The 17,040-nt window shown below is 36.6% G+C and carries 11 protein-coding genes and 1 pseudogene; 6 read left to right on the top strand and 6 right to left on the bottom strand.

From position 1 onward, the window contains the following. Positions 1-2: 2 nt before the first annotated feature. Positions 3-2,156 (bottom strand): AAA family ATPase, encoded by a 2,154-nt coding sequence (locus BLP33_RS17065; protein WP_090531173.1) that lies wholly within the window; start codon positions 2,154-2,156, stop codon positions 3-5. Continuing rightward, positions 2,137-2,760, bottom strand: a complete 624-nt coding sequence (locus BLP33_RS17060) for a master DNA invertase Mpi family serine-type recombinase (protein ID WP_090531170.1) — start codon at positions 2,758-2,760, stop codon at positions 2,137-2,139. The genes BLP33_RS17065 and BLP33_RS17060 overlap by 20 nt, the downstream gene beginning before the upstream one ends. Positions 2,761-2,897: 137 nt before the next feature. Here BLP33_RS17060 and BLP33_RS27875 point away from each other — a divergent pair. Beyond that, positions 2,898-3,161 (top strand): annotated as a pseudogene (locus BLP33_RS27875) (Eco57I restriction-modification methylase domain-containing protein); the annotation flags it as partial. A gap of 6 nt (positions 3,162-3,167) precedes the next feature. Continuing rightward, a complete protein-coding gene (locus tag BLP33_RS17055; RefSeq protein ID WP_371328326.1) occupies positions 3,168-4,229 on the top strand; it encodes a TaqI-like C-terminal specificity domain-containing protein in 1,062 nt (353 codons plus the stop codon). 6 nt (positions 4,230-4,235) lie between these two features. Here BLP33_RS17055 and BLP33_RS17050 read toward each other — a convergent pair whose 3' ends face one another. Together BLP33_RS17050 and BLP33_RS17045 are read right to left on the bottom strand one after the other, a co-directional pair. Next, complete coding sequence (locus BLP33_RS17050) at positions 4,236-7,682, bottom strand: Eco57I restriction-modification methylase domain-containing protein (RefSeq protein WP_090531164.1); 3,447 nt, start codon at positions 7,680-7,682, stop codon at positions 4,236-4,238. 5 nt (positions 7,683-7,687) lie between these two features. Then, the gene (locus BLP33_RS17045; protein WP_090531161.1) at positions 7,688-10,996 is read right to left on the bottom strand and encodes a helicase-related protein; all 3,309 of its coding nucleotides are present in this window, start codon (positions 10,994-10,996) and stop codon (positions 7,688-7,690) included. Between the two features lie 373 nt (positions 10,997-11,369). Between BLP33_RS17045 and BLP33_RS17040 the strand changes: the two genes are divergently transcribed. The 4 genes from BLP33_RS17040 to BLP33_RS17025 are packed head-to-tail and all read left to right on the top strand — an operon-like array spanning position 11,370 to position 15,036. Continuing rightward, positions 11,370-12,653 (top strand): hypothetical protein, encoded by a 1,284-nt coding sequence (locus BLP33_RS17040; RefSeq protein WP_090531158.1) that lies wholly within the window; start codon positions 11,370-11,372, stop codon positions 12,651-12,653. Positions 12,654-12,677: 24 nt separating this feature from the next. Beyond that, complete coding sequence (locus BLP33_RS17035; RefSeq protein WP_090531155.1) at positions 12,678-13,373, top strand: hypothetical protein; 696 nt, start codon at positions 12,678-12,680, stop codon at positions 13,371-13,373. Continuing rightward, entirely contained in the window at positions 13,366-14,454 is a 1,089-nt protein-coding gene (locus BLP33_RS17030) for a DarT ssDNA thymidine ADP-ribosyltransferase family protein (RefSeq protein ID WP_090531152.1), read from the top strand. Before BLP33_RS17035 ends, BLP33_RS17030 begins: the two co-directional genes overlap by 8 nt. Further along, complete coding sequence (locus BLP33_RS17025) at positions 14,455-15,036, top strand: DUF6939 family protein (RefSeq protein ID WP_090531149.1); 582 nt, start codon at positions 14,455-14,457, stop codon at positions 15,034-15,036. 341 nt (positions 15,037-15,377) lie between these two features. Here the strand turns inward: BLP33_RS17025 and BLP33_RS17020 are convergent, their stop codons facing one another. After that, the gene (locus tag BLP33_RS17020; protein ID WP_090531146.1) at positions 15,378-16,586 is read right to left on the bottom strand and encodes an ATP-binding protein; all 1,209 of its coding nucleotides are present in this window, start codon (positions 16,584-16,586) and stop codon (positions 15,378-15,380) included. A gap of 227 nt (positions 16,587-16,813) precedes the next feature. Then, positions 16,814-16,996, bottom strand: a complete 183-nt coding sequence (locus BLP33_RS17015) for a hypothetical protein (RefSeq protein ID WP_090531143.1) — start codon at positions 16,994-16,996, stop codon at positions 16,814-16,816. Between the last annotated feature and the right edge of the window lie 44 nt (positions 16,997-17,040).

The following is a 17,040-nucleotide window of genomic DNA, read 5'->3' as shown; positions in this document are numbered from 1 at the left end:
AGTTAGTTTACGATTGCTTTGACAGCTGATAAAAATCTATCTTCGTCCATTTGCTGATCTACACCTATAAAGTTGTTGATTCTGTAAACTTTTTTTTCCAGTAAAATATCTTTGTCATCGTATTCAAAATCTGCAAATTTGGGAACATCGGTAACCGAGGTGATAAAGCCTTTACCCAAAATCAATCCAATTTTGCCGTAGTCTCCAAAAAAGTATTCTTGTAATTGAGGGATAATTTTGTTGTAGAAAGCATTATGAAGTTTATCACTATCATTGATATTCAAAAAAAATGAATGACCTATCATATGATCCCGGGATAATAATGTCTCCAAGCGTCTATTAATGCTTTTTAAAACATCTTTTAAGTTGATGTCTTTAATGTCCTTTATGTCTGGGTTATCTTCCTGCGGCAGCATCTCTATAAAGCTAAAACGTCTGCGTAAGGCAGTATCCAACGCCTCAACGCTTCTATCTGCTGTATTCATAGTGCCAATAATATAGAGGTTAGGAGGAACAGAGAAGCTCTTCTTTGAGTAGGGAAGCATCACTTCTAGGGCTTCTGCACAACCTTCACGTTTATCATCTTCAATTAAGGTAATGAGTTCACCAAAAATTTGCGATACATTACCACGGTTAATTTCATCTATAATTAATACATAATTCTTAGGTTTAACCGACGCTTCTTTCTTTATTTCTTCTGCACTCTTTACGAAAAAATCGAGTTTAATATTTTGATTATCTAGTTTATATATGCTTTGCTGAGAGAATGACTTATGATAGATTTCTGATACGGGAATATCTACGTCTTTTACTAACCATTCTACTTTCCTAAATTGGTAATAGTCAATTTCATCAGTTTCCTTGAAGTAATAATCGCCAGTTACTTTTCCTATCGCTCTACAGCTATTATTTCCGTTAGATACTAAAACGTAATTGCCTTTTTTTAAATAGTTGATAAAATGATTGATAGCCGTTATCGCATAGCCGCTTTTTTCAATCGCTATCGCTTTCTTCTTTGTTTCTGCTTCATTTAGGTTACTGTAATCGGTATTACCTCCCCAACCTAAAGCTATGCAGTTATTTTTTATACAATAATCATATATCTCATCGTCCTCCGATAAAAGTGTATTTCCTAACGATATTTTAAAGAAGGCTGTTTTATTAAATTCCTCTTTGCTAATCTGGAAACGTTTAATTTGCACATCGGGTTTGTAACGCGCTTTTTTGCAAATCTCAAAAAATATCCCAGGTTCAATTTTATAATTTATTGTTTTATTAAGAACTTCTAATTCATCTGCAGGTTCCACTAATATTGGTTTAATGCCCTCAATAAAATCTTCATATCCCAAACTTTGATGAAAAGTTGTAAAAGCTATCTGGCCATCTGCATATAATCGCTGATATTCATCTTTAATTTCTTTTCTGGTTTTATCAGTAAACACAAAATCGGGATTTGTGATAGCAATAGCCCTATTAATGGTGTGATATGTTTTACCCGTACCAGGTGGCCCATATAGAATCGTGTTTAATGACATTACGCTTTGTGTTTTACTTGTTTCAGTTGGAGGCTCTGGTTTATCGCCAGTCAAAGCCCATAAGTCATCAGTGTATTCAAAATAATCTTGATTGACCGGCTTGTTGTCCACTAGATATTTATGGGCTACTGAAATAGGGGCGTTACCGGCCGGCATTCCTTTGGCCCGAGCAGCTATTAATAAAGCTTCCGGCTTAAAGATGTTAATGACTTGATAATTACTATATAAAAAGGCAATCTTCCACTTATAAGCGTAACCCAGATCCATTTCGTCTATAGGTTCTAAGTGGTTTTGTAGAGCATCTGTTGCTATTGCAACGATTAACTTTTTAATTTCAAGAAATGCACTATAAGCCTCATTTCCATATTTGGAATGCCATGCATAAGTACCGTCTGTTTTATAATTGGTACGGTTATCTGTCTCTAGACTGCTTTTTCGATATATGCCAAACTTATAAGATGAGCCACCCCAAATGCTACCTAATTCTTCGGTTCTTTTTTCAAGCCAGTAACAAAATGAAGTTGATCTGTCAAGATTAGTATATTCATTTAATTGCAGATTTTGAAGGCGGCTTAGTGGCCATGTCTCTAAAAATTGCGTTTTAAGTTCGTACCGACTCATTGTGTGATAATTGCTTAGATTCTTTAACGAATGAAGATACCGTTATTCTGTGAACTCCCAAAATGCGTCCGATGGCACTATGCGAAATGTTTTTGTCTAATAATCCTTTTATCTTTTTTTCCTGACCGGTAAGTTTGGTGGTAGCGGATTTGCTGCCAATAGGGCGGCCTAAAACTACACCTTCGGCTTTCTTTCGTGCTAAGGCTTCCTTTGTTCGTTGTGAGATAAGGTTTCGCTCTATTTCCGCAGAAAGACCAAATGCAAATGCCAGGACTTTAGAATTAATGTCACTTCCTAATCTATAGTTATCTTTAATAGTCCACACTTGAATATCCTTATTCATACATTCATTAAGTATGCTCATTATCATTAAAAGGTTGCGGCCAAGTCGAGATAATTCGGAGCAAATTAGGATATCGCCTTTTTTCATTTTTCTAAGCAGCCGCCCTAATTTCCTCTCCTGGACGTTTGTTGTGCCAGAAATTGTTTCTCCTATCCACTCGTCTACGACCAAAAGTTCTTTTTGACAGAATTTTGTCACCTCATAGCGCTGGTTTTCAATTGTTTGTTTGTCCGTACTTACTCGGATATAGCCATAAATCATAATACAATGTTATTTAAAGTGAATTGGTTAATTTAATACTAAATCTGTATTTAAATTCAGCAGTTTATATATAACACAATCATAGTTTAAATAGACATTTCTTTCCATATTTATTAGGTAGTTTAACTTCGACAGGCGGTTTTAACATTGTTATAGGGAACCCGCCTTATGTAGAAGCAAAAAAGTTAAAAAACGTATCTACCTATTTAAAGCATTATAAAGTTTATTCAGGGACCGCTGATATAAGCAGTTATTTCTTTGAGAAAGGAATTGACCTATGTAGCAAGTCAGGACATATTTGTTATATAAATACAAACAAATTTTTTACCACAGGCTATGGTAAACCGGTACGTTCCTTGATACTTGACGTGGAGATCCGGCATTTACTGAATTTTGAACAAGTTGAGGTGTTTGAAGGCGTTTTAGTTTCTAGCGTTATACTTGTTTTAAAAAATAAGCAACCTTCAATAGCTAATAAGTTTGCTTATTCCAAATTTTATAAACTTAAGAACAAAGACTTTATTAAGGAATTTACAAATAACATTAAACAACCGAAATTATATAATCAATCTGTCTTGGATAGTAACGAATGGTCATTTGCAGATGATCTAAGCCTATCTATTAAAGCAAAGATAGAGTCGCTCGCAATCCCCATAATTGATATAGAAGGAGTTTCCATTTACAGGGGTGTGACAACAGGGTTCAACCCCGCATTTATTATTGACGGTCAGAAGAAAAGTGAATTAATTCAAAAGGATGAAAAGAATAAGAATTTAATTAAGCCGCTATTGCAAGGCCGAAATATTAGAAAATGGCATTATAATAAAAGTGATGAAAATCTTTTATTTATTCCATGGCATTTTCCACTTAATGATGATACTTCTATAACAGGAAATTCAAGCGATGCAGAACAAGGTTTAAAAACAGAGTACCCTGTCTTATTCCGCCATTTATCACATTATCGAGAAGAGCTTTCAAACCGAAATCAAGAAGAGACGGGTATCAGATACGAGTGGTATGTTTTACAGAGATGTGCGGCTTCTTATCATAAAGAATTCGAAAAAGACGAGAAGATAATATGGGGCTTGACGGCTGATAAATGGGCTTTCGCATATGACGATCAGAAACATTATTTACCAAGCAATGGATACATCTTAACTTCTGAATCGGTGCCAATTAAGCTATTGTTAGCACTCCTTAATAGTAAATTACTAAATTATTATTTTGGCTTTATCGGTATAATGACAGCAGGAGGCGCTTTCACATTGAAGCATTCTACAATTCAGAAGATGCCAATTATTGTATCGAATAGTCCCCAACAAATTATAGCAATTGTCGATGAAATTTTATTAAAAAAGAAGGCCAGTATTTCAGCCGACATCCGAGATTTAGAATGGGATTTAAATAAACTTATTTATCAGTTATATAGTCTATCTGACGACGAAATATCCATCATTGAAAATAGTTGATTTCGATTAATCAATGATCAAATTATTATATTCTGTTTCATTTAATGAGAATTGGGGATCAATTATACATACTTCGTCAAAAGTTAAAGAATAAATTTTATATACGAAACAATTGATTTGCTCCTCTAAAATTTTTGTATCTAATTTTTCTTGTTTTTTTAAAATGACCTCTTTGGCAAGTTTTACAATTTTACTTGCCTGTTGAGATACAATCATTGGTAAATTGTCAACCATGGTAGACGACATCGAATAGTAATCACCTTGTTTTAATGGAAATGTATGGTGCACAAAAAATTCAATTAATTTAGAATTTAGTATTGCTAAAAAATATCTTAAATCTATGTTGTTTAATTTTAAAGTGATGCCGAATACTCTCGCTCCGCTATATCCAGCTTTGTTCATATTTAAACCAAATTTCATTGCACGTTGCTCCCCGGGGAACACTATTTTTTCATTTTGAGAAAAAACTTCTAATTGCCCAAATCTTGTCAAGGTATGCCAGTTTTCAATATTTTCAAATGTTTCTCTCGAGTCTTTTCGCTTCTTTAATATATGTTCGTTAGACATTAAATATTTAAAGGTGGCGGGATATTTGGTTCTTATAGTATTCAAACCAAGCAAAACAGTTTGTTTTCCAATAAGCTCGAAAGGATACAAAATATACAGATGATTCTTTATAATTGAATATCTATCGCAATCATTAGCGCGTAATAGTGGCAATAAACACTCTTTCTCAATACCATGGGTTCTAATCTGATCTTCATTCATTATAAAAACCTTATCAGCGCCGCTTACTATTCCGTAACTACATTTAGCATATTTCTTTAATTTTTCAAATTTGTTATTGAGTTTGGAGATCAACAATTCTTTATTACCAGATGACATAATCCATTTTTCTGCATTTAGATTTGCATAATCAATTTTTTCATAATGAATTTCGGATTGATCAAATGGTAAATGTGATACTTTATTATAATTAAGTAATACATTTTCTCTTTTTGTTAAATTAAATATACTCACATAAGTTATAGCACTCTCAAACACCGGTAGTCCACCAAAGTCTATACAACTTTTTATCCAAAGCTTGGTAGTTAAGAAATTTCTTAAATTTCTGCCATATTCAGCCATTAGGAATTGATTCGACGAGATATAAAAACAATTACCATTAACTGTAATAAGTCGTTCAATTAATTCAAAAAACAAACTTGAAATATCAAGTCTTTTATAAGCAACCAAGTACCGTTGCTTATATAAATCTATTTCTTGATAATCTAAATTTTGAACTTTTACATAAGGCGGGTTCCCTATAACAATGTTAAAACCGCCTGTCGAAGTTAAACTACCCTTTTCTTTTAACATAGGGTTAAGCACTTCAGGAAAGTCCAACTTCCAATCAAAGAAATTGAGCGGCTTTTCGGATTGAAGCTTTAGCGCTTCAAGTTTTTTTATAGAGGTGGTATATCCGGCCAATTGAAGGGCTATCTCCGTTGTTTTGACTTTCTCGTTTTTTGTTTCTCCAAATAGATTTCCCGTTTTAGCAGTTGTGTGATCGTATTTGTATTTATCTAATTCTAATTGGCTAATTAGAACATCAATCTTGATACTTCTTATTTCAGCTTGTATTTTCTTCTTATCTCCCTTATAGTTAAAAAATTGCTTTTGTTTCGCCAAGAGCTTTCTAAGATTTTCCTGAATCTGCAATTGTAATTTTTTAGTAGCCTCTGTCCCAGCGTTTACCTCCCAATCGATATCAATCACTTCATCTTCGAACTTGCTTAGTAGGCTATTGCCAACAACAATTTTATAATCCAAATTAGGCAACGGTTGTGGTTTAAGCTCATCAACAACTAAACTCAACCAAAAACGCAAACGGGCAATATCAACAGCACCTGGTTCAATATCAACACCATAGATGCTATTTTCAATAATGCTTAATTTTACTTTAGCGGGGTTCCATCCATCTTCCAAATCCCAAATTCTTTTGGTTGCATCAAACTCATAATAGAGGGTTTCAACTGAATGAAAAATCTCTAATAGTACACCCATGGGAAAAGCTCCCGAACCGATAGCTGGATCACAGATCTTTACATCGCGCAGGGCCTGCAATATGATTTCATCATATTCAGCAATACCTCCAAGTTCTTGATTTTTAATAAATCCCTCAATCCCAATACGCAGATTTTCGTCTGATTTCGCTTCGCATTTGGTGCACAAGTATTCAATCAGGCTTTCTTGACACATGTAATGTACAATCTCTTTAGGCGTATAAAATGCACCTTTGTCTTTATTGTCTTCCAGTAGGTTTTCAAAAATATGGCCTAGCATTTCTGGATCAACTGCTACGGTGTGCTCCTGCGGACTATCTTCATGGACCGTGAAATTATAGCGATCAAAAAAGGTGAAAAGATTTTTAAATAGCTCTGCCGGAAAAATCAAGTAATCCGTAATGTATGCTTCGGGTTCGAATAAGCCACCATTTAAGAAGGGAATTTTACATTTACTATATTCAATGCCGTTAAAAAGCGTATCGTCTATAGCAAAAAAGTCGCCAGCTCGCATCTTATTCAGCGTGTTATGGAACAACGGCTCCAATACCAATGAGTAAAAGCCTTCCTGGTCCTTACTGTTATCGAAAAGGTTCCTTAAAAAATCGGGGTCGCCCTTGCCCCAAGGTTCGTCCGCCGGCACACCAAGCCAGCCCTTCTTTTCTAAAAAATACAAAAACACTATGCGGCCAAGCATTTTTTTTACAAAGTCGCGCGCCTTCTTACGATCAGCATTAAAAGCGGTTTTAAACAGGTGTGTGGCTTCACCGGTCACCTTCCCCTCTTCATTTTCGCCAATTAAATAAGTTAAAAATGCGCCGTAATGCTTACGATATTTGTCAAAAAACTCCTTCGACATCTTTTCAACATTGAATGTGTCTTGAAGACTTTTCAAAGTTATACCCCTGCCTGTAGCCACATCTTCTTTTTGTATATCAGCAAAACGATCAGCAGCAGTTTTGGCTTTCTCGTCTTTCCCAAATAGATAAGTATAGCGCTTCGGATCAGTTTTTAATTTTTCACGTTCGCCGGTTACAGAATTACGAGCTGTTACCTCGCTTACATAGCTAAATCTCCATTTATCGCCTTGGGTAAATACGATCAATGCAGCATCAACATCCGTTTTGTAAACGTTACTAAGTAAATTACGCAGACCAACCTTATTACGATAAATTTGTTTTACTGCAGGTACATCAACCTCATAAATACCAACTACGTGGCCATTAGAGGTATCAAAAGTTCCTAACTCATAAGCAACAGCGCCAAAATCATTTTGCGTCACAGAGACTTTTATAATTGGGTTTTCTCTTAACGTATCTACATTAAAATTTTGCCTTAGTATTTTGTACCAATCGTTTCGGTTGTACTTGGCTTCTAAAATAGGTTTAAGCTGTTCTGAATTTAACATGTGATTTATAAAGTAAAGGTTTCTGAAATTATTATAGCGGGCTTATCGGTTATAGTTAACGGCAGTTCAGGCTGTTCATTATCACTATCCTCATGAGCATTATGCCCATATTTGACCGCATAAGTCATCATCAGATTATGGGCTTTTGCAGGAGATAATTGATTTTTATCGCATTTTAAACGTACCTGATTAATTTCGGTAGCTAAATTAGTATATGTACCTGTTTCAAGTAGGGCATAAAGCAATTCGCAGGCTTTTCTAAATTTTTCGTCGGTACTGTTAGCTTTTTCTTCTCGTATAAACTTTTTAGCTTGGTTTGTTTTGGCATCCGCCTGTGGGCCGGATAAAGCATCAGAAGATTGCGTAAGTAAATCCTCCTCGAATTTTTTCACCGCCATTTGCACCTGTGTGTGATGATAAGATGCCAACTCGTCAGCGGCAAGTTCATTAGGTTTTGCCTCAAATATTTCTGCGGCTTCTACAAAGCTTAATGGTTCAATTTTTTTATCCCCTACCTTAAAAAAGTCCATTTTATAGTCGGACTTTAAGAACACCAGGGTTTGGCCTTTCATGTGTTTTCTATCGGCTTGCTGCGTATCCCGGGCGGTCCGTGCACGCAGAGGTAATCGCGCTATGCGCTTAAACTCTTTTTCATTTTTGTTTCTGAAATCGCGAATAAATTCAAGATATTTTAAGCGTTTATCTTCTTCTTCTGGCAAGCCCTTAATGTGTAAAGTAACTTGTTCTAATACTTCCTCGCGTGTATATACTTGTGCGTCTTCGCCGTAAGCAGAATGGAACCCCTGTAATTTTATATACGCGTTGTTGTATAAACTTATTAATGCATCACTTTCACGGCTTGGGTAAAACGAATAGTTATAAATAACGTCAGCAGTGCTACCTATTCGATTAACCCTACCTATCCGTTGCATTAACCGTGTTGCATTCCATGGTGTATCATAATTAACCAAAATATTTGCCCTATGCAGGTTAATGCCTTCTGCCAATACCTCAGTTGTAATTAAGTATTTAATGTCGTCAGTTTGTTTGCCTGGTAAATTAGCATCAAAGTTACTTAGAATTCGACTTTGCATAGATTTGCGATTTTCGGCCGAAATCATTAGTGTTTGCTGTTCATATCCCCATTGGCTAAATTCTTTAAATAAGTATTTTGCAGTGTCTTTCGATTCTGTAAAAATCACCAGCTTACCAGATGGATTATAGTCTTTGCGTAAAAGTTCCTGAGTTAATAGTTTTTTAAATACACCCAGCTTTGGATCAATATGTATTTTTTTCCATTCTTTACATATAGCATCAATATTTACAAAGTCTTCTTTTAGCAACACTAAAAATTTATCATCAAAATCTTCAGGAACAAATATTTGATTCTTAGGATTTTCTATAGAAAGTTCAAGAATATATTCATCTATCCTTTCTTCATCCCAACCCTTGTTCATCAAATCATTGATTTGAGCATCAGGCGCAACATAAATTTTTCCTTTATCAAACATCTCTATCATACGAACCGTGGAGAGATGGAAGCGATCCAATGATATTTTAAAAGCATCGAAAGAGCTTTCTAATCGCTTCACCAATTGGGTCATCATAATGAATGCAAGCGTTTTTGACGCTGTTTCTGCTTGTGTATAATACTTCTTTTGAATCTCGGGCAAAAGATATTCTATTGCCCGGTATCTGTAATAGGCAATTTTATCTACAAGATAATCAATAGTGCTAACAAATAGTGGCCCTAGCTCAGGGCCAAGTTCATACTCAATAGAAATTGGGGGATTTATTGCCGGAAATCTAATGCCCTGTTCATCAAGGTCCTTTTTGTAATCTCCATACGACTCTACATCTTTTCGGGTGCGCCGCACAGTAATAGGTTGCAATACTTTTTCGCGAATGATCCCATAGATTTTCCTTAGTTCATTAATATCCGGTTTACCTGTTACTTTTGCTGCCGATAATACTTCCTTATATTTTCTAATTAGCGGCGCAAAAAAACTTTGCAGGTTTGTAACCGGCAAGGTAGACTTCCGGGCATCAGTAAATAATTGAAGTTGATAATAAATATCTTCGGGCCGGTTATTTAAGGGTGTTGCCGAAATCAAGATCACCTTTTTTCGTAATCCTAATACATTTCCTTCAACAGAACGTGGTGTTTTACAGATAAGCTGAAGCTGTTGGAACATTTGAGCTTTATGATTCCTGAATTTATGAGCCTCGTCAACCAATATTAAATCGTAATCTTCTTTGGGCCAATAATCATCATTTTTATGTTCAATTATTTTATGTAAGCTCCCATTACTTATATAGCGAACATGTTTATCAAGACCAAATTGGCTAAAAGTACTTTTCCAATTCTGTTCCAAATGAGGTGGGTATACTATCAGTATTTTTGTATTTATTGTCCCATTTGCAATAAGGAAGCGTTTAGCAACTAACGTTGCAATAATTGTCTTACCTAGACCAACCACATCAGCCAGCATAAAACCATTATGTTCCAACAACATACTATATCCCTGATTGACAGCATCAATCTGATAAGTTAATTTCTTAAAGTTCTTGGGAAGATCTCCAACTGAGTCGGGATCATATTCAATATTTTTTCCAAAATACTCTATAAGTAACTTAATGTAAATTTCAAAAGGTTTGTATAACTGCCCAATGTGACTTCCTTCTTTAGTACGATTAATGTCAATTGGTAAAACCTCTTCTCCTTCGCTCCATAGCCTTTGAAATTCCATTTCGGCAAATGCAACCTCTTCATAATCTCTTAATGCAACATTAAACTCGTAATTGCCTTCATTCTTTATTCCTAACCCGGCATCTGTTAGGTTAGATGAGCCAGTAATCACCTCTCCGCCACTGTATTCATTGAATTTTTTTGGTAAAAAGACATAGATTTTGGCGTGGAGCTTTTTAGTTTTATGTATTTTAATATGAATCTTTTTATCAATAACATCCTCCATGAATTGCAGGATACCATCTTCAACTTCTTTAGCGTATTCAGCTTCACGAATATCCTGGCGCATTAATTTAATAAACTCTTCACGAGTACGGTCCGGATCTCCAAAAAATAATAGGCCTCTACGCTTGGCTTCCGCACTAATTTGATCTACGTCTATGCCAACTAATATTTTAACTTCCGGTACTTTGTGTAAATGTTCGCGAATGGGGAAATATCCAGAAGCTCTAAAATAACCAACAACAGCATGGAACGCGTAAATATCAGCCATATGATCTATGGCTCCTTTAAACTTCTTGAATAAACTTTTTTCCTCTCGGTTAGTAAAAAACTTGGCTGACATCAATATAAAAGGTTGATTAATGGTATGATTCTAATTCTAGTTGTATCGAAAGCTACAACAATAATAAGGATATAAAACATCATACTATTTATATATTAAGGGTAACTGCTATATGTTATTAACGTATAGCAGTTATTCTTAATCATCATGTAAATATAGAATAAAGGCAAATAGAGAAACCCGTTGGTAGAGGTATTAACCAAATTTGAGCCAAGGATAGTTAGAATGGCAGATACGAGAGAGAAGCCGGAGGATTGAAAGGGCTATGAAGCAGGAACAATATCGGATAAAGTATTAAATAGACTGTACCTGCCTGCTTTTTTTGTTTTATAAAAATTAAAAGGTTAATTAGCGAACCATTAACCTTTTTACCATGTCACAACCCGATCTGCAAGATGTAATAGCCTCCTTGTTAACCAATGCGGGTAGCCCGCTTACCACCACCGAGATCGCGGCTGCGATTGCAAAAAACCGTATATGGCACCGGCCATCCGACAACCAGTTTCCAACCCCGAGCCAGATCAGCGCACGTGTGAACAATTACAGTAATTTATTTGAAAGGATTGATGGGCGTATTGTTTTGAAAACTTCAGCCAACGAAGTTGACCGATTGTTTCGCTTAACCTGGAATACCACCGGATGGCAGTTTCCCATTAAGCACAAGTGGCGTAAAGCCAATCAGGGAAAATCCAACATAGCCTTTGAGAATCAATACGGTTTCGGTGGCGAAGAATGGCTATTCAACCCGCGTTACATCATCGACGGGTATCAATATGGATTCATAAGAGGCGTAAGTGATCTTGCAACCGATGTAATATTGGTTCCAAAAGCATGGTTATTCAGCTTAAACCAGGAAACCAAGGAGCGTTTTTTAGTCGGACAAATCAACGATCTGGAAGTCATCAAAGCTAAGCCTGATATTATGCGTATAGCTGAAAATTTATACAGGCATCACTTCGAGGATGTGAAAGTTGAATTACACGACGTTGATGCAGATGAAAATGGTTTGGATAATTACGGATTACTGCCAAACGTTCGTTTTCACCTAACTGGTGAAGAACTTTTTGAAGTCATGTTGCCAGCTCCCGCACTTGACGGCCATCAGTATAACCGTTTTTTACCTTATATCGTCGATGATGAACTGCAGTTACTCATAGATGGTGTGTTGCCCGAAGATGATTTCGTTTTTAATCCTGGTGTCGCCCGAAACAGCACAGGGCATCAGTGGGTTACTAGTCCCTCTGTCCGTGTAATCCAAAGAATTCACAGCGATATTTCTACTGCATTAGAGCAGTATTTAAGACCGCAATTTGCACGCAGCAACAAAAACATATCAATTGAAAAAACCCGATTTGGTGATAATATTGCCGATGTAGTACTCATTCATCACGCAAAAGAAATAACGATACTTGAGATAAAAACCTCCGGGCTCGCCAGAAAAAATATTAGGGAGGCCCTCGGTCAACTACTCGATTATGGCTGTTGGTATAGCGGCCTGAAAATAAAAAAACTGATCATTGTTGCACCATCGTTTTTATCAGTACGGGAAACGGCTTATTTTCAACGAGTAAAAAGTGTACTTGATATACCGATTGGTTACTGGCAGTATTTACCCAACGCCGTTAAAGGACAACCTGAGTTTGAAGAAATAATATAAACTTATCAACTTATTGATTCGCAAATGCTGACACAACAAATAGCCGAACAAAAGCTTTATGAATCTTTAGCTGATCTGCAGCAAAAGAAAGGAAATCTGATCTTACAGGATGTAGAAACAGAAACCATCAACGTGGCCTGTCTGCTCATCCTGGAAAATCACAGGCAGCAAATATCATCTCATCACGATATAAACCAACTACAAAATCATGTTAACGCCAATATGCGTTTTCATGATATCGCACTGTGGTTTACAAATTATACTGCGCGGCTTTTTCCGCAGGACTATACTCAAAACCATGTTGCTACAGCGTCATTTATGATCGTTCAAAATATCTCATGGGCTGGTATGTGGGATTTTCTGAGGGAGTATTTTTTCAGAACACATGGCAGAGCGATAGATAACGTGGAATCCGACATGTGCATTTTTGATTCCGTTCGCCACGAAAGGTATGAGAACAATTTAATGGTAAACAACTCCATTGCCGATCGTAAGGTAATCGTCAATTTTACAGATGAAAAAAGAAGGGCGATGATTAGTATCGAACCAACCTTGTCTGCGAAAAGTGCCAGGCTATCGCGCCGAAACGGCAACCAGTTGGAATATGCTGGGGAAGATCCTGATTATGCTTTTCAAATTACTGTTAACAGATTTGATCAAATCGAAAGATTTATATTAAAGATGCCAAACAGGCGGCTGGAGATTATTTATTATGTCTGAAAAGGTTATCGGCCCCGATGCACACGCGGAGTATATCGTAACGCTTGAGCGGCTTCTTAGGAACGTTGCTGAAATCAAATCACTGTTACTTAATTATGAACAGAAAGACAAGCAGGTTAATGTCCGGGAACTTATCGGCATCTACGATAATATATTTCAGGATCAGGCATTAAGCATTCATATAGACTATGAGATAAAGTTTGTTCCGAAATCCACCTATGCTTACATCCCGGCAGAATTAAACGAGGAAAACGCCTACTACCATCTGACGCTCAAAATATCCTCCCCAGAGTTTTCATGGCTGAATGATCTTTATGCTGGTAGGATTGATGAACTGCTGCAATACTTCAGATATTTATTTTCCAGCGTAGATTCTGTCTTTGTACTGCGTAATAAAACGAAGTTAAATCAATTTCAGGCTCTGACAGATGAGGTCGCAGCCGACATTACTGCATTTCTGGAAAAAGTCCTAGAAAACGAGCGCAATCTGCCTGGTTTCCTGAGACAACAGGATGCCGAAATAGAACTGTTACGAGCCCAGCCGAAGGAGAAGGTAATTTACAAAACTGATGCGGAGGCCTTTAACATCATCATTAAAAAGAACGGCATTTACAAGTTGTATCATTTTACAGACCGAAGTAATATTGATTCCATCCTTCAACACGGCTATCTTTACTCTTGGAAATATTGCGAAGAAAACGAAATTTTAATTCCCGCGCCCGGCGGTAATTCGCTATCAAGGGATTTGGACAGTCGCAAAAAACTCGAAAATTATGTTAGAACATCATTTTGCCAAAAACACCCTATGCTAAATCGGGTGATCGGGGACGGGACTGTTAAAAATCCTTTATTTTTAGAAATAGATCCTGAAATCATTTATTGGAATGGTACAAAATTCAGCAATATGAATGCAACCCGAAAAGACGCGATGATTGGCGAGTCTATTGCAGATTTTACCCGGATAAATTATGCATTAACGCAACGGAATCCTCAATATGGTGATAGGCCTCATTATGATGCTTTTCAGGCTGAAGTGCTTGTATTCGAAAAAATCCCCATTGCTTATATAAAAAACTTATAGATGATCTTTATTGAAAGCAAACGAAAAAAATTGCAGGGATTAGTTCAGAAATACCCGGAAGCGATAATACTAGATTTTACGTCATCGGGCATAGATGAGTACAAACAATTTAGCCCGTTCTATCCTCATGGAGACATACCCGTTCCATTTTGTGATGTGTTAGCGAAAAGCGTTGAAGGAATATGGCAAGGCCTAAAAGTTTTTGAAGATCAGGATATTGATACCGCTAAATTTATGATTGAAGACATGAAGAACATAAAACGCTCCGTTAGAAAAAACGGGCGGGTATGCGGACATCGAAAAGGTGTTTACGGAACAGAGCTGCTCGACTATCAGGAGGCAAGAAAAAAAATTTATTTAAAAACGTATGCCTGGGTATTAGATCATAAGCTACAAACGTTGTTAGGAAAGCTAACACAATTAGCTCTGCAAAAGGATTTAGTTTTCCTGGATTATGAAACCAATATCGAAATTGAAAACTTAGAAAAGCCCTTATCCCATGCCGGTTTGGTAAAAAGATACCTTGAAAAGAAAACACCTGCTATTACTTTAAAAAAATCAATTCCTAATCTTTTATTCTGAGTTGATTGCGAGTTTATAACCTCAACCGGGGCGGTTGCAGTGTAGGCAAGAACGTGGCGTACTTGGTTTTAACGGTTTTGCTTTTTATAATTAGTGTGATGTATTAGCGTGTAAGCTTTTCAGGACGACACACATGTTTCATGAGTTTTTCACGGCGTTTCATGTGTTTGAGGTATTGAATATATTTCATGAAACAAAACAGCCATCTCAAACTGATCAGTTTATAACTTCGACCTAAAATATAAGACATCCGGCTTTACTATGACGTTGTGCTGGGAACGATATTCAAATAGAGGGTGCGAAAAATAATAACAGCGCAATGCACATGCTTTTCGCAATCATTATTTTGATAAATATTGATGGGCCGGAACTACATGGACAACTTTACCATTTTTCTCCAACCGGTCGGTTTGATCAAGGGTCACGATAAAGCCTTCATCACCATTAAAAAATGTAAGTGCTTCAACCACACCATCCAACTCACGGTTGATATTATCAGGGTTTAATTCAAAACACACCTGAACTGCCGCCACTAATTTTCCGTTATTTGTGATAACGAAATCGCATTCGTTCTTTTCAGCAAAATAATAGATCTCTCGGTGTTTTTGACGTAGGTGCAGGTAAACCAAATTCTCAAACTTTCTGCCATTATCTTCTGTAAAAGAACCCGAATTAACATTGATCAGGCCGGTATCTATCGCATAAACTTTCCTTGGGTTTGCGATCTGTTTTCTTAAAGAATAGCTGAATTTAGGCACGAATTGTAATAGATATGAATATTCCAGGTGGGACAAATACTCCATAACTGTACTGGTAGACCCGATTTCAAACAGCGTTTTGAGCCTGTTGCCTGAGATCAACTTTGAAACATTAGAGAGCAGGTAAAATGCCAGCCGCTGCAACGTCTTAACATCCCTAATGCTGTAGCGTACTGCAATGTCTCTGATCAAAATATCCTCGAATAATTGATTTAATATTTCAGGTATCCCTTGCTTTAAATATTCGGGGAAGCCGCCTAATTCTAAATAACTTAATAAAGAAGACTTATCATAAGATAATCCTTTAAAGGAACAAAACTCATGATAAGAAAAAGGAAAGAGCTCTTTTGTGATATGCCGACCGGTTAACCTAGTGCCTAACTCCCGACTTAATAAAGAGGCATTAGAGCCTGTTATTACTAATTTATAATCTTCATCCAGCTTTTGCCTCGCATATCTTTCCCATTCCGGTATAATTTGGATCTCGTCAAAAAAAAGCACATTACTTCCGCTTGCCTTAATGGATTCATCCAGTCTGGCGAAGTCCGTAGGACCGAATTCATAAAGCCGGGGATCTTCAAAATTAAGATATAATGCATCAGGATATCTCTCTTTGAGTAGTTGGAAGAGCAGCGTACTTTTCCCGCATCTTCTTATTCCCGAAACGATTAATGCAAACGCCGATAAGTCTGGCAAAGTTGCCAGCGCATCTCTTTTCAGACCAGGATCTTTTTGAGTCAGGTTTGCTTTTTGAGTTTCGATAACCTGGTTAAAAGCAGATTGAAGTATCATATTTATTTATTATTTGATACAAAAATACAAAATTGTTTGTTAGTAAAATACAATTTTATTTGATACCAAAATACAATCGTGGTCGTCAGTGGGTGGCCAAGTTTAGAATTTATATGACTTTTACGATCCACAGGTACACTCTTATTTACAGAGCTAGCCCGAAAACACTATCATAAGATTCTAATAACGGAGGTATTCGGCTTGAAAAATACGACATGAATTAAAGATTAAGGGATAAGAAATTTCGGCATAACCGCCTCACCGTTTTGGGATTCCTGGTGCAGACGAACTGAAACCCTGCGACCATGTACGGTTATCGATTTTAAGGTGACGTGCTTCACTTGTTCAATGGGTGTCCAGCCGAGCCTTTCACCTTTAGAGCGGGTAAGTTTCGTAGGTTTTGGTGCCATGACTACAAAATTAAACAATAAAATGAGCTTTGACTCTGGAGATC

It is taken from the genome of Mucilaginibacter sp. NFR10 (assembly GCF_900100445.1).
Classification (GTDB): Bacteria; Bacteroidota; Bacteroidia; order Sphingobacteriales; family Sphingobacteriaceae; genus Mucilaginibacter; species Mucilaginibacter rubeus.
The sequence above is the reverse complement of the archived record's forward strand: the minus strand, read 5'-3'. Positions and strand labels throughout refer to the sequence as shown.